Here is a 15,277-nt window from a genome sequence, read left to right on the forward strand (position 1 = left end):
ATTCAGAACTTATTCAAAAATGACTGCCTATATTCTGTACCTTGGCACTTACGGAAAACAATAATGAAAAAAATGTCTTTGGCTGTGGCGCTTTCAGGTGCCTTGTTAGTCGCTCCATTTTCTTGGTCGCAATCTTTATCTGCGACTACTCAATATCCAATCTATCAACTTGACGGCAAAGTGGTTCTCGGTCGTGTTGAAAGCGTTTATTACAGCGAGATTCCAGAGCTAAGTGATGTTCCTTTCATCGGCAAGATTGATACCGGCGCCGACACGACCTCAATGCACGCAGAAAACATTCACGTCAGCAGCAGCAACCCAGAATACAAAAGCCTCAAAGATAACAAGCTGATGTGGGCAATCATTGATGATCTTGGTGGCACCAAAGCCAAGTGGGATGCTGACAGTTTTAAGCCGTACCAAGTGACCGTGAGTTTCACTATTCATCATCCGTACACAGGCAAAGAAATTAAGATAACTGATGATCTTGAACGCATCAGTGCGATCCGCAGCCGTACCAGCGAAAAACCAATTCTCCGCCCGACGGTGAAAATGCCGATGACCATTGCAGGACACACTGTGGACACCGTGGTTAACCTGACCAAGCGCACTCAATTCTCAGCACCTATCTTGATCGGTAAGACTTACCTCGACAACAACGCGTGGGTATTTGCTGGTTACGATTACCTGCAAGAGCAACAAAAGGCGCAGATGATCGGTAAGAAAGAAACGGTTGAAGTGGAAGGGGTGCCATACAAGGTGAGCATTTCAACTTCTAGCCGTTACACCAACGTGCATGCGCTGAATATCAAAGTGGATAAGAAGAAAAAACAAGTTTCTTTCACTTTAGAAGGTGAGAACGGCAAGCGTCATCCAATGACCCGACCATTAGTACGTATGTTGAAAACCAGCAAGAGTGAGCGTCCTTTGGTTTATCTTCCGGTGCAAGTGAGTGAAACTGAGACGCAACAATGGCTGGTTTACTTGCGTGATCGCAGCAGCTTTAGCTCGCAAATTCGTCTGGGTAAAGACGTTGCAAGCCAGCACTTCGTGATTGACACCGACAAAGAGAACTTGCTCGGTGGCGTTGAGAAGTCATTTAAGAATGCTCTGAAATCTAAGCCATTGGTTATCTCACCTGAAGAGTCAGTCAATATTGATGGTCATGTACTGCCTGCGTATCCCACCTTCGCGGTTAAAACGCCATTGTTGCGTGTGGATGGCTTTGAATTGACGGAAAAAGACAAGAAAGAAGTGGTGACCTTCTATCTGCCAAGCGCGAAAGGCAAGGAAGAGAAAATCACTAAACGCGTATTGAAGAAGCTCAAAGTGGGTGACTCGGTTCGCCCAGTCGTTGAGGGTGACTTCCTATTTGGTGATGAAGAGAAGAGCATCGAATTTGCCATTGATGTATTGAAGAAAGACGATCAAGAACAGCCGTTCTTTGTCTTCGGCCACAACATGGCGAAAGGTGGTGTGCTGTTGAATACACGCGCTGATCACTTATTGGATGCGCGTCCGCTGTTTAAAGCCGGTCATATTGAAGTGGCAGAAGTAGAAGGCATGTCTTTCCCGGTGAAATTGGATACGGGCGCGGATGTGAGCTCAATTAATGCCAAGAACATCAAACAGTTCGAGAAAGATGGCAAAGACATGGTGAGCTTCACCTACGAGAACGACAGCGGCATGAAGAAAGAATTTACCAAGCCCGTTGTTGACGTGATGCGCATCAAAGCCAAGAAAGGTGAGAAAGCCAACGTACGTCCGGTGGTGGAAATGCACGTTAAGCTGGGTGAACTGGAGAAGAAGATTCGCGTTAACTTGCAAGATCGTAGCCGCTTCCATTACAGCATGATTCTGGGTAAGAACTTCTTGAAGCACGGTGCGATCGTTGCCAGCGATACCAACTACATTGTGACCGAGAAGCCTGACTACGAAGAGTAACCTTCAAGGTTGATATTCAAAACGCAAAAGCCGCACTAAAAAGTGCGGCTTTCTTTTATCCGGTCGCAGAATCAATGTTCTTCGGCTTGGTAGCGAATGCTGTTGATAAACCATTCTTTGTAGCCTTCCGGCGTTCTTACTGCGAATTCGTCATCGACTTCTTTTTTTAGTAGTGCACGAGCCATTGGGGAATCAATCGAGATATAGCCTTTCGCATCACCATAGATTTCATCAGGACCAACGATGCGGAAATTCTTCACATCGCCCGCTTCATTCTCAATTTCCACCCAAGCACCAAAGAACACTTTGCCTTCTTGCTGAGGTGAGTAATCCACCACTTTGACTTGCTCTAGGCGCTTACGTAAGTATCTGACACGACGGTCAATTTCACGCAGGCGTTTTTTGTTGTACTGATAATCTGCGTTTTCGCTTCGGTCGCCCAAACTTGCTGCCCAAGTAACTTTTTTGGTGACTTCTGGGCGTTCTTCTCGCCATAAAAAGTCGAGTTCGGTTTTTAGGCGATTGTAGCCTTCACGGGTAATTAAATTGGTTTTCATTAGAAGTAAATCAGCCGTTATTGGATTCTGTTGATCATATACCCAAGTAACCTCAAGATGCTAGGTTCAGCGAGAATGACTTGGTTTGTAGATGCGGCGGCGATTTAAAGGTCTAGTGGGCCTAAATCAAGAATCGGCAACAAAGTATACAAGCCAAGAGCCTTAGCATTTGTAAAGAGAGCCCTTCGGGAGCGTGTAATTGACCCGCTTTTTTTATTAAACCAATGGCTGTGTCAAACAACTTGGAAAGAGCTGGCTATTACGCTGCGTTGTTTTCCTTGAACTCGAATCAATGACAGCGCTCTGAATCCTGCATCTTGAAGTCACTTGGGTATAGAAGCCTTGATTTTGTCTGACTGTAAATTGTTGTGATGAGAAGAAAAACAACGTGAAACATCGAAATAATCCATCAAAATCGTGGTTAAGATAAAAAGAGTAACAATTTGAACAAGCACGTTTGAAAAAACAGTGATACATTTTTGACTATAGATGCCTCTGAAAGGATGTTTCAATGCAGGAAAATCATAAAATATTAGTGGTTGATGACGATGCTCGTTTGCGTGCTCTATTGGAGCGTTACCTTTCTGAGCAAGGTTTTCAGGTGAGAAGTGTCGCTAACGGCGAGCAGATGGATCGTCTTCTGACCCGTGAAAACTTCCACCTTATGGTGTTGGATTTAATGTTGCCGGGCGAAGATGGCTTATCGATTTGTCGTCGTCTACGTCACGCCAACAACATGCTACCTATTCTTATGCTGACGGCGAAAGGCGATGAAGTTGATCGTATCGTTGGTCTTGAAGTCGGTGCAGACGATTACTTACCAAAGCCGTTCAACCCGCGTGAACTGCTGGCTCGAATTAAAGCAGTACTTCGCCGCCAAACGGTTGAACTGCCAGGTGCGCCAAGCACGGAAGAGAAAGTGGTTGAGTTCGGCGACTTCCGTCTGAACTTAGGTACGCGTGAAATGTTCCGTGGTGACGAAGCGATGCCACTGACTTCGGGTGAATTCGCAGTGCTGAAAGCGCTAGTGACCAACGCTCGTGAGCCGATGTCGCGTGATAAGCTGATGAACATGGCTCGTGGTCGTGAATACTCAGCGATGGAGCGTTCTATCGACGTTCAAATCTCACGTCTACGCCGCATGCTAGAAGACGATCCAAGCAAACCACGCTACATCCAAACGGTATGGGGCTTAGGTTACGTGTTCGTCCCAGACGGCAAAGAAGCGTAATACCTTCTAAGGCCTGCCGATAATACTCGGCTGCTCATATTCCACCCTCAAGCCTCCTTCCTGTTTGAGGGCTGGAAACTCGCAATTAATGTTGTTCACTAGGAACAGTCCATTAGGGATCCTCCATGCGAATCCGAAGTTCATTTACACAATCCATTCTGCTGTTCATCTCTTTGCTTCTCGCTAGCCAAGTCTTTTCTTACTACGCCGTTTTTAACTACGCGTTGATGCCAAGTTTGCAGCAGTTCAACAAAATTCTCGCCCATGAATTGAATCTGGTGCTCGATGAAGATGGCTTACTCAAGTCCGATGCGCCACTGCGCCATCAACTGCTGGAAAACTTGGGTGTGACGGTACATAGCGTCGATAGCGAGATGATGAATGAGTTCAATCATGCGATGTCGATTGACTTGATGTCGGAAGAGATGACGCAAGAGCTCGGCTCTCCAACGGAAGTGCGTTTGCTGCTTGGCAGTGAAAGCTACATTCTGTGGATGCGCATCGATCAGTTGCCGAACTCCATCATCCGTATTCCGCTTTCTGAACTGCAAGAAGAGGACTTTGCTCCGCTGTTCCGTAATAGCTTGATCATGGCGCTTCTGATCATTGCTGGTGGCTGGTTGTTTATCCGTTTACAAAACCGACCTTTGATTGCGCTAGAAAAAGCCGCGAAAGGAGTCGGTCGAGGCGAAATTCCACCGCCGTTGCCGGAGAAAGGTGCTTCAGAAATCCGCTCTGTCACTCGCGCATTCAACCAGATGTCGAAAGGCATTCAAGAACTGGAAGAAGATCGTGCGTTACTGATGGCAGGCATCAGCCACGACTTACGCACGCCACTGACGCGTATTCGCCTTGCGACAGAAATGATGTCACCTGAAGACAGTTACCTAGCCGAAGGTATCATCAGTGATACTGAAGAGTGTAACGAGATCATCAGCCAGTTTATGGACTACCTCAAGCCGGTAAACAAAGAGTCGTTTGAGCAGGTGGATATCAACACCATCACCAGCGATGTAGCAACGTCGGAAGGGGGCTATGAAGTCGAAATCGAAACTGATCTCAACCCTACGATGCCAACCGCTAAGGGTAGCCCAATCGCAATTAAACGTGCGGTGAGTAACCTTGTGGTTAATGCTCTGCGTTATGGTAATGGCTGGGTGAAAATCAGTACGGGCGTCACCGCCGACAAACAGTTGGTGTGGGTTTGCGTTGAAGACAATGGTCCAGGTATCGAGCAATCGCAAATCGCACGCTTGTTTGAACCTTTTACTCGTGGTGATACTGCACGTGGTAGTGAAGGAACAGGTTTGGGCTTAGCCATTGTTAAACGTATCGTCAGTCAACACTCTGGTTCGGTTGTGGTACGTAACCGCAGTGAAGGCGGGTTAAGCGCACAAATCAGTTTCCCAACCAAGTAAGCGTTCTTCGCTCAATCACTTCCAATAAAAAAGCCCAACCTATTGCTGGTTGGGCTTCCCGATCATCCTAGGCAAGGTTAGGATTCTTTTACCTCTTGAGCTACCAGCTCATCTTCCTCTTCCAATTTCTCAGGAAGCAGTAGGTTCAATACGATAGCGGTGATGCCGCCTGCTGCTACGCCGGTGGAGAAAATGCTCTTAATGAACTCAGGCATAAATTGCAGAATTTCTGGCTTTTGTGCAATGCCCAAGCCCATTGAGAATGACAGCGCCATAATCAGGATTGCGCGGCGATCGAGGTCGACACGAGAGATGATGCGTACGCCCGCTGCGGCAATGGTACCGAACATCACGATAGTCGCGCCGCCCAGAACTGGCTCAGGAATCAACTGCACAAAACTTGCCACACCCGGGAACAGCCCCAAAATCACTAGCATGCCTGAGATAAAGTAACCTACGTAACGGCTGGCTACGCCAGTGAGCATAATGATGCCGTTGTTTTGACTAAAGGTAGAGTTCGGGAAGCTGTTGAATACTGCTGCAATCGCTGAGTTCAGACCGTCAGCTAATACGCCGCCTTTGATGCGCTTCATGTAAACCGGACCTTTCACTGGCTCACCGGAAACTTCAGACGTTGCGGTAATGTCACCGATCGCTTCTAGTGCCGTGATAAAGAAAATCAGAACCAGTGGAATAAACAGCGACCAGTCAAAGCTTAAGCCGTATTGCATTGGAATCGGCAGTGCGATGAGGTCAGTTTCGCCCAGTGTTGATGTGTCGACCATGCCCATGAAGTACGCCATGATGTAGCCAACCAGCATTGCAATTACGATAGAAGCTACACGTAGGTATGGGTTCTTTGAGCGGTTAAGAATAACGATCAAGCCAAGCACTGTGCCTGCGAGGGCTAACTTGTCTAGGCTACCGAAAGAGCCATCGCTCATCGCCGCATAGCCTCCGCCCATTGATACCAAACCCACTTGGATAAGCGTCAGACCGATAAGCGTCACGACGATGCCAGATACCAATGGAGTGATGATGCGGCGTGCGTGTTCTAAAACGCGAGATAGCAGGATTTCTGCAAAAGACGCTACCAAGATAGTACCGAAAATCGCTGCCATCATGGTGCTGATGTCCGCGCCGCCGGCTTTAAGAGAAAGACCCGCACCAATGATTGGACCAAGGAAGTTGAAGCTGGTGCCTTGCACTGAAAGCAAGCCAGAGCCGATAGGGCCAAAGGTTCGAATTTGAATAAAGGAAGATACGCCAGATGCAAACAGCGACATGCTGATGATGGTGTTGGTTTGGTCAGCAGGCACACCCAAAGACTGACAAATGATCAGAGAAGGGGTAATAACGGCTACGAACATCGCCAATAAGTGCTGAAGTGCAGCAAAAATGGTCTGAGGTAGTGGTGGACGATCGTTTAACTGATAGACCAGTTCCGAAGTTCGGTTTGAAGTTGTCATGTTTGTCTCGCTAGTCGCAATAATTCTTGCCCCAGAGCTCGCTGAATGGGAGTGCTGGGTGGAGTTGACGTTATGACCTGTGATTGCTGTTAATCAGTGTCAACTCAGGTTGGTTTGATGTGACAAGGCGCACACCATAAATTTTGTGCGGGATTATAGATGGATTTATTCAAAAAGCAAACGTTTGCTTTGGTGTTGATAGAAAAGGCGAACCAAATTGCTCGCCTTAATCTCTTACGCTTTGGAGTAAATGTCGCGTTCACCTAGCCAACGGTCAATGATCGCTGTTGCATTAGTTGGGTAATTGTCATGAATGTAGCGCGCAATGCGTTGAACTTCTGGAATTAAGCGCTGATCTCGCACCAAGTCGGCAATTTTAAAATCTGCCAAGCCAGTTTGTTTGGTACCAAGAAGTTCGCCCGGGCCGCGAATCTCCAAATCTTTCTGTGCAATCACAAAGCCGTCGTTGCTTTCTCGTAATACGCCTAAACGTTTTTGCGCGGTTTTTGATAGTGGTGAGTGGTATAGCAGGACACAATGGCTGGCGACTGAACCTCGACCGACACGTCCTCTTAACTGGTGTAACTGAGCCAAACCTAAACGCTCTGGGTTCTCGATGATCATCAAGCTAGAATTGGGTACGTCTACGCCAACTTCAATCACGGTCGTTGCGACTAGCAAATGCAGCTTGTTGTCTTTGAAGTCTTGCATCACCGCTTGCTTCTCTGCGGGTTTCATTCGTCCGTGCACGAGACCAATTTTTACGTCAGGAAGTTTACGTTGCAGCTCTTCTGCAGTGTCGGCGGCGGCTTGAGCCTCCAAGACTTCGGACTCATCAATTAAGGTACATACCCAATACGCTTGTTTGCCTTCGTTTAAGCAAGCATTGCGCACTCGTTCGACGATATCATCGCGTTTAGTGTCTGGAATCGCGACGGTCTGGATTGGTGTTCGACCTGGCGGTAACTCATCAATCACTGAGGTTTCTAAGTCAGCATAAGCTGTCATGGCTAATGTTCGCGGAATTGGCGTTGCTGTCATGATGAGCTGGTGTGGATAAGCGCCTTGTTTAGCACCTTTCTCGCGCAGCTCTAAGCGCTGGTGGACGCCAAAGCGGTGCTGTTCATCAATAATGACCAAAGCAAGATGATGGAACTCAACATGTTCTTGGAAGAGGGCGTGAGTGCCCACGACCATTTGCGCTTCACCACTGGCAATACGCGCCAATTCGGCTTCTTTGGCTTTACCTTTTAATTTGCCCGCCAGCCAACCGACTTGAATGCCCATTTTCTCAAACCAATTAGCGAAGTTAATCGCGTGCTGTTCGGCGAGCAGCTCGGTCGGTGCCATTAAAGCGACTTGATAGCCGTGTTCAATGGCTCTGACGGCAGCAAGCGCAGCAACTAGAGTTTTCCCCGAGCCTACGTCACCTTGAACAAGGCGCATCATTGGGTGCGTTTTTTCTAAGTCAGCTTCAATTTCTTTAACGACTCGTGCTTGAGCATTGGTCGGCGAGAAGGGCAATTGAGCCAGTAGTTGCTTTTTCAGCGAGTCACACGACGCCAAAGGCAATGCAACGTCCTGTTGCCCTTTGCTGCGCACTGCCAACATAGAGAGGTTCTGCGCCAGTAACTCTTCCATGATCAAACGAATTTGAGCAGGGTGCTTGCCTTCATCAAACTCATCCAAATTAATAGTTGGAGGTGGACGATGAATCGTATGCAGCGCTTGCGACATGGTTGTCTGGTGATTGTACAAACCAGAAGGCAGCAATTCTTGTACTGCGGCTTTATCGAGTAGTGATAAAGCTTGTTCCGTCAGGTTACGCAAAGTGATTTGACGCAATCCATCGGTGGTTGGATAAACGGGGGTTAAGCTCTGTTCCACATCCGGTTTTTGTTCACTTGCATAAAACTTGTAGTCAGGGTGAACAATTTCTAAGCCCATCCCGCCACGCTTAATTTCACCGTAAGCGTGTACTAACTTACCATTCGAGAAATTGTTCTTCATCGCGGCAGTAAAGTTAAAAAAGCGTAGGGTAATGGTGCCATTGCCGTCGCTGATTTTTACTGTCAGCATTTTGCGTTTGCCGAAAGTAGTATCGACAGCCATGACTTTGCCCTGTACCGCCGCCCAAAGCCCAGCATGCAGTTTGGCGATTGGGTAAATGCGAGTGCGATCTTCGTAACGAAGAGGAAGGTGGAACAGCAAATCTTGAACGCTATGCAAACCAACTTTGGCGAGTTTTTCTGCGACTTTAGCGCCAACCCCAGACAGAGAAGTTAAAGGAACAGCAGATAACATTTGGGCAGACATAGTGGGCTCAAGAAAATAGTTAACATAGCAGTATGTTAACCACGAAGCTGTGTTTTTGTACAGGGAAAAATACAGCTTCGTGAGGAGTCGAATTTCGCTCCTTCGTCGCTATTCAGGATGACAAGAGTTGATTATTTACTTTGCATCTCTTTCCACCACGATTCGTCAGCCACAATCTGGCCTTTGTCATCAAGTTGTGGATATTCCATCCCTTTGCGCTTAGCTACTTTTGCTAAGACAGGATGGCCACGCTCAAACAGAATGCGGTTGATGGCCTCTTTTGGCAGCGCGCTTTCCTCACGCTCGTACATGCCAGCGGCTTCACGCTGACGCTGCGCTTCATAAAGAATCACAGCACTGGCGACTGAAACATTCAAAGACTGCACCATACCGACCATTGGGATAATGATGTCTTGGTCTGCGAGTTTCTTCGCCTGTTCTGAAGCGCCGATTTTTTCGCTACCAAGAATGATTGCCGTAGGCTTGGTGTAGTCGATTTCACGAAAATCGACCGCGGTGTCCGAAAGGTTAGTCACCAGAACTTGCATGCCTTGCGCTTTGAGCTCGGTAATCGCAGTTTCAATCGAATCGTGAGTATCCACTTCAACCCAGTTGCGCGCACCTGCTGAGGTGTGGGTAAGTGTGCGCATTTTGTCTGGCCAAATCGCATGAACTTTGTGTAAGCCTGTTGCGTCAGCGGTACGGATCACGGCGGAAACGTTGTTTGGCTTATGAACTTCTTCAAGGCACAGGGTGAGGTCGGTTTGGCGTGCTTTTAACACCTGATGGATGCGGTTGTAACGTTCTAAATTCATAATAAATAGGGATATAAAAAAATCGCCACCCAGAGTGTGGGTGGCGATAGAGTTTAGTTCTTTCTTCGTCTGACTCGAGTCGCCTGTGGCATGGTCTTAATCTTACGCATGATGCCAGCAAGGTGAACACGATCTTTGGTGGTTAGCAGAACGGTAACGGTGTACAAGCGACCGTCGCGTTCTTCGGTTGAGAGACCGTGAATGTTCGAACCGGTTTTCGAAATCACATTGGTCAATTCCGCTAACGCACCTTGGTTATTGAGCATATCGACTTTCAGTTCAGCAATGAACTCTTTGTCGTACTCTTCAGACCAAGCGACTGCCATGTATTTGTCTGGCTCTTTTTGGTATCCGCGTACGTTTGGACACGTTTCACGGTGTACCACAAGACCACGACCTGGTGATACGTGGGCAATGATGTGGTCATCCGGGATAGGGTGACAACAATTTGCGAAAGTCAGTAGCAGACCTTCTGCACCACGGATTGGCAGTTTCTTGTTAGATTCGTTTGGAATCGAGCTTGTGGTGGTCAATTCATCAGTGTCACCCAGTAGGCGACGCGCGATGACGATGCTCATCAATTCACCCAAACCAATGGCTGCTAGCAGATCATCGACGCTTTCTAGGCGCAGATCAGTCAGCACTTCTTGGATGTTTTCTGGGTAGATTGAATCAATCGAATGACGACCCAAAGCGTGATTCAGTAGACGACGACCTAGGGTAATCGACTCTTCACGACGCATGGTCTTCAACACTTGACGAATCTTAGTGCGGGCACGAGAAGTTACAACATAGTTCAACCAAGCTGCATTTGGACGAGCACCTGGTGCACTGATGATTTCTACTGTCTGACCATTCTTCAGTGCCTTACTTAGTGGGTAAGGGTTACGGTCAACACGAGCACCAACACAAGAGTTACCGACATCAGTATGTACGGCATAGGCAAAGTCGACTGCTGTTGCGCCTAATGGCAATTCAACGATACGACCTTTTGGTGTGAAGACGTAAATCTCATCTGGGAACAGATCTGATTTTACGTTTTCAATGAATTCGAATGAGTTACCAGCACTTTGTTGTAGCTCAAGCAGGCTTTGCATCCAACGCTGAGCTTTCACTTGCGCTGTCGTGCCAGATCTGTCGCCCTTGTCTTTGTAAGACCAATGCGCAGCAACACCTTTGTCCGCCATTTGATCCATATCTTCGGTACGGATCTGAACTTCAACAGGTACGCCGTGTGGGCCGACCATAGAAGTGTGTAGCGATTGGTAGCCGTTCGCTTTTGGTACCGCGATATAATCTTTCATGCGACCAGGACGCGGCTTATACAAGCTGTGTACTTGGCCTAGAACGCGATAACAAGTATCGGCAGTATCAACAACCACTCGGAAAGCGTAGATATCCATGATGGTGTGGAAGCGCTGTTCTTTGGTTTTCATCTTGTTGTAGATGGAGAACAGGTTTTTCTCACGACCTAACACGCGCGCATTCAAGCCAACATCTTCCAGTCGACCTTCGATTTCGCTATGAATACGCTGGATCATCTCTTTACGATTACCACGCGCCGCTCGTACCACTTCTTTTAGGACGCGGTAGCGGTTTGGGTAAAGCGCTTCGAAGCCAAGTTCTTCGAGTTCCGTTTTGATATTGTGAATACCAAGACGGTGAGCGAGTGGAGAGTAGATCTCTAGTGTTTCGCGGGCAATACGACGCTTTTTATCCGGGCGTAGGGCTCCCAACGTGCGCATGTTGTGCGTGCGGTCAGCTAGCTTGATGAGAATGACGCGAATGTCTTGCACCATGGCAAGTACCATTTTGCGGAAGTTCTCAGCTTGCGCCTCTTTGCGATCGCGGAATTTGAGTTTGTCCAGTTTAGATACACCATCAACCAGCTCTGCCACGGTATTGCCAAACTTCTCTTCAAGGTCTTCTTTAGTAACATCACAGTCTTCGATGACGTCATGCAGTAAAGCTGCTTGAAGGGTTTCGATATCGAGGCGCATTTCAGCCAAAATTCTGGCTACAGCAACGGGGTGGATGATGTATGGTTCACCGCTAGAGCGGGTTTGCCCTTCATGGGCATCTCTTGCTACCACATAAGATTGACGCAGAGCCTCAATTTGAGGCTCTGTTAGGTATTCTTGGGCAACGTCTTTGAGGCTATCGAATAGATACAAATTATAGGCCCGGGAGGTTGTTGAATTCTAAAGTCAGAATTAACGGTTGTGAGCGATGCTGCTTACTGCCGCTAGCTCTGCCGCTTCTTGCTCTTGCTGTTCTTGACGTTCACGAGCGTCTAGAACTTCTTTAGTAATTAAACCTTCTTCGATTTCGCGTAGAGCGATAACCGTTGGCTTATCGTTCTCTTCTGGCACTAGTGCATCTTTACCGCCAGTTTGCATTTGACGAGCGCGGCGAGCCGCAATCAGTACTAGGTCGAAACGGTTGCCAACTTTTTCAACAGCGTCTTGAACAGTTACGCGTGCCATGAGGACTCCAAATAGTTAACTAAATTTTGAATGACGAGAAAGTATACAGTCTCAAGGCTGTATTTGCTAGCGATAAGACGTGTAACAACAATGACTTTCTATATAAGCAATATAAGCTTCCTTACCGTAATAAAGAAGCAAAAATTCATTTTTATATCTAAGCGGGTTGGAATTATAAATTCCGGCTCGAAGAAGACGCTTAGATATCAGCAGTTTTATTCTGCTAGAAGTGCATCAAGCATGCCTTTATATTTAGCAGCTTGTTTTTCTTCCTTCAATCTTTCTGCGCGCAGAATGGCTTTGAAATCCATTAATGCGGTGTCGAAATCATCGTTTACGATCACATAGTCGTATTCGTTGTAGTGTGAGATTTCAGACTTTGCTTCTGCCATACGTTTCGCGATCACTTCTTCACTGTCTTGACCACGAGTGTTTAGGCGACGTTCTAGTTCACCGTTTGAAGGAGGCAGGATAAAGATGCTCTTCGCTTCCGACATCTGCTCACGAATTTGGCGTGCGCCTTGCCAGTCGATGTCTAGAAAGACGTCGATGCCTTTGTTTAGCGTTTCTTCAATCCATACGCGTGATGTGCCGTAGTAGTTACCAAACACTTCTGCGTATTCTAGGAAATCGCCTTTTGCAATCAGAGCTTCAAACTCTTCTTTAGCAACGAAATGGTAGTGGACACAGTTTTCTTCACCTGGGCGCATGCCGCGGGTTGTATGAGACACAGACACTTTCATTGCGTATGTCGGATTACGTTCCAACATTGCTGAGATCAAGCTAGATTTACCTGCGCCGCTAGGTGCAGATACGATATAGAGAGTACCTTTGCCCATTGTACTGTTCCACTTTTGGTTGGATTGAGTAAGTGCCGAGAGAAAGTATCGACAATGTAATAACGATAGCACTGGCAATGATGGTTTCACCACCAAAGGGATTGAGATTGGTGATAATCCCGCCAGAAAAATGGAGGCGAAGAGTATCACGATCTTTAATGGGTTGCCAGTTGATCTTGTCGGATCTAAATCAAGTGGCGGGCCACTCAAGCCTATCAGATTCACAACGAAAAAAGGGGAAGCTCTCACTTCCCCAGGCGTGCGACTGACTCACACTTAATTTTCGGAGCAATCACAACCACTTGGGTTGCTAGCTTGCAAATAATGAGTACCTATTAACCTTGCGACTCTAGGAAATTGATCCAAGGGCTTACCGTAGGCTTGAAAGTTGGTGATTTAGCCGCTCCTTTCATTGCTTGCAGTGCTTTTTGAGGCTGTTTAAGCTCGAAAAAAGCCATACCACGGATGTATTCTAGCTCCGCCTTTTGTTCTTTTGTGGCATCTGAGGCTGCTGTATGAGCAAACCTCGTTGCTTGTGAATACTGTTTGTCTTGAATCATCAAGCGAGCGATTTGAATCTGAGTTTTCGCGGATGGTGCCATCTCGTAAGACGTCTTATATGCGATGATAGATTCATCTAGCTCTTTCGCCTGTTGCCAAAAACTTGCCAAGCGATCATAGTTCGCCTTTGTCTTCTCTATGTTTCCCGAAGTCATCTCTCTTTCAAGTGTTTTAGCTGCTTTATAAGGGATACCTTGGTAGGCCAAGAAGTTAACAAGTCTCAAGTACTCTTTTTCGCCCTCAAGCTTACCCATTTTATATACGGCTTCTAGAGCCGCTAGTGAGTTACGCTCTTGGCCTAGCTCCATGTATACGCCGGAAAGCTGCATCCAATAACGCTTTTTCTCTGGGTATTTAGAAGTCAGCGTTTTCAGTACACTTGCCACACTCTTCAGCTGACCTAGCTCGTAGTGAGAAGCCACTAGGATCAAATACCAAGATTCACTTGGATTCTTAGTCATCGATATTGCTTTCTTCGTTGGAGGAATTGCATTTCTGTAGTCTTCCAACTGAATGTATGCACTAGCTAGAGTGATGTAAGCATGAGCTTGCGGTTTTTCTTTGGTTGTCTCTGCAACTTTAAACCACTCATTCATTGTCTTTACAGATAACTTAAATTTCTCTTCAGCCAAATATAATTGAGCTAGGCTGTAGCGAACTTGTTGAGCAACGGGCACAGGTAAAGCATCTAGTTTTAGTGCCTCTGCAAAGTACTTCGCTGCTTGCGCATAGTTGTCTTGTAAAGAGTAAAGAAAACCCGTTTGCTGAAGTAAGACGGCTCTGTCGTATTTCTTTGACTTTGTGCTATCCAAGGCACTAGTCAGCTTTTCTTTTGCTGCTGAGTATTTTTCGGTCGCAATTAACTCTTGAACTTTGTTCACTGTGCGGAATGTTCGATCGGATAATTGCGGTGCTTCCTTCGCCATTGAAGGAGTGGCAACTGCCACCCCAACAAGGAGAATTAAAGAAGCCACTTTGCTTTTCCATAAACTTTTCATGGTGACTCCTTAGTTGGTTGAAAACTCAATCTCTTGGGATAAGCGTGTGCTGACAGGTTTTCCATCAACCAGTTTTGGTTTGAAAGTCCATTTGGAAACGGTCTTTCTTGCTGCCTTGCCTAAGCCTAAACGGCGAGGTTTTTCTTTAAGGACTTTAATATCCTCAACTGCACCTCGTGCGTTTACTGTGAATTCAAGTAAAACAACACCTTTCTCAATGCCAGCCTTAGCTGCCTTTCTAGGCATCTGAGGTTGGAATGTCGCAAGCGGTGTTGGTCCTCCGCTACCTGCCATTTGTGCACCACCGCCTTGAGAGTAGTGACCTAATACAGACCCCCCCCGTCACGTTTACAGGTAGATCAAGCTTTGGCATGTCCATTGGGACTTGATCCATTACTGGTTTAACCGTCGACGTCACCTTCATTTCAGGTGGTGGTGGTGGACGTTTTGGTGGTGGTGGTTTCGGAAGTTGGCGTTTCTTCTCCTGTATTTTTTCGTCCGGTTTAATGCGAATGAATTCCACCATACGAAGATCATCATTCGACACTAGCTCGTGGCGCTCTTTGTTTACTAGCTTGTCCATCCCCCAGAACAACCCGAGGGAGACAATGAGCGCCAGTGCAATTGAGGCCAGATACCGCAT

The 15,277-nt window shown here is 47.0% G+C and carries 11 protein-coding genes and 1 pseudogene; 3 read left to right on the plus strand and 9 right to left on the minus strand.

From position 1 onward, the window contains the following. Window positions 1–63 precede the first annotated feature (63 nt). Window positions 64–1,944 carry a putative ATP-dependent zinc protease gene (locus tag B853_RS00535; protein WP_038883405.1) on the plus strand — a complete coding sequence of 627 codons (1,881 nt, stop codon included), beginning with the start codon at window positions 64–66 and terminating at the stop codon, window positions 1,942–1,944. A 71-nt stretch (window positions 1,945–2,015) separates the two neighbouring features. On the opposite strand, the gene greB is transcribed toward B853_RS00535, so the two are convergent. After that, window positions 2,016–2,501: a transcription elongation factor GreB gene (gene greB, locus B853_RS00540; RefSeq protein ID WP_005448472.1), complete on the minus strand. Its 486-nt coding sequence runs from the start codon at window positions 2,499–2,501 to the stop codon at window positions 2,016–2,018. 511 nt (window positions 2,502–3,012) lie between these two features. Here greB and ompR point away from each other — a divergent pair. Both ompR and envZ read left to right on the plus strand, forming a co-directional pair. Then, on the plus strand, window positions 3,013–3,732 hold the full coding sequence (gene ompR, locus B853_RS00545; RefSeq protein WP_005430151.1) for an osmolarity response regulator transcription factor OmpR: 720 nt from the start codon (window positions 3,013–3,015) through the stop codon (window positions 3,730–3,732). 125 nt (window positions 3,733–3,857) lie between these two features. After that, complete coding sequence (envZ, locus tag B853_RS00550; protein WP_005448471.1) at window positions 3,858–5,150, plus strand: two-component system sensor histidine kinase EnvZ; 1,293 nt, start codon at window positions 3,858–3,860, stop codon at window positions 5,148–5,150. A 77-nt stretch (window positions 5,151–5,227) separates the two neighbouring features. Here envZ and B853_RS00555 read toward each other — a convergent pair whose 3' ends face one another. The 8 genes and pseudogenes from B853_RS00555 to B853_RS00590 form a co-directional block, all read right to left on the minus strand. Further along, window positions 5,228–6,619 carry a uracil-xanthine permease family protein gene (locus B853_RS00555; RefSeq protein WP_038883408.1) on the minus strand — a complete coding sequence of 464 codons (1,392 nt, stop codon included), beginning with the start codon at window positions 6,617–6,619 and terminating at the stop codon, window positions 5,228–5,230. 234 nt (window positions 6,620–6,853) lie between these two features. Continuing rightward, a complete protein-coding gene (gene recG / locus B853_RS00560) occupies window positions 6,854–8,935 on the minus strand; it encodes an ATP-dependent DNA helicase RecG (RefSeq protein ID WP_038883411.1) in 2,082 nt (693 codons plus the stop codon). Between the two features lie 131 nt (window positions 8,936–9,066). Further along, entirely contained in the window at window positions 9,067–9,750 is a 684-nt protein-coding gene (trmH, locus tag B853_RS00565) for a tRNA (guanosine(18)-2'-O)-methyltransferase TrmH (protein WP_038883413.1), read from the minus strand. A 53-nt stretch (window positions 9,751–9,803) separates the two neighbouring features. Continuing rightward, window positions 9,804–11,924: a bifunctional GTP diphosphokinase/guanosine-3',5'-bis pyrophosphate 3'-pyrophosphohydrolase gene (gene spoT / locus B853_RS00570; RefSeq protein ID WP_038883414.1), complete on the minus strand. Its 2,121-nt coding sequence runs from the start codon at window positions 11,922–11,924 to the stop codon at window positions 9,804–9,806. A 39-nt stretch (window positions 11,925–11,963) separates the two neighbouring features. Continuing rightward, the gene (rpoZ, locus tag B853_RS00575; RefSeq protein WP_005379346.1) at window positions 11,964–12,236 is read right to left on the minus strand and encodes a DNA-directed RNA polymerase subunit omega; all 273 of its coding nucleotides are present in this window, start codon (window positions 12,234–12,236) and stop codon (window positions 11,964–11,966) included. A 215-nt stretch (window positions 12,237–12,451) separates the two neighbouring features. Next, entirely contained in the window at window positions 12,452–13,075 is a 624-nt protein-coding gene (gmk, locus tag B853_RS00580) for a guanylate kinase (RefSeq protein WP_038883415.1), read from the minus strand. A 335-nt stretch (window positions 13,076–13,410) separates the two neighbouring features. After that, window positions 13,411–14,634, minus strand: a complete 1,224-nt coding sequence (locus B853_RS00585) for a tetratricopeptide repeat protein (protein WP_010445052.1) — start codon at window positions 14,632–14,634, stop codon at window positions 13,411–13,413. A 9-nt stretch (window positions 14,635–14,643) separates the two neighbouring features. After that, window positions 14,644–15,277: pseudogene (locus B853_RS00590) on the minus strand (energy transducer TonB).

This window comes from Vibrio rotiferianus CAIM 577 = LMG 21460 (assembly GCF_002741985.1).
Taxonomy (GTDB): domain Bacteria; phylum Pseudomonadota; class Gammaproteobacteria; order Enterobacterales; family Vibrionaceae; genus Vibrio; species Vibrio rotiferianus.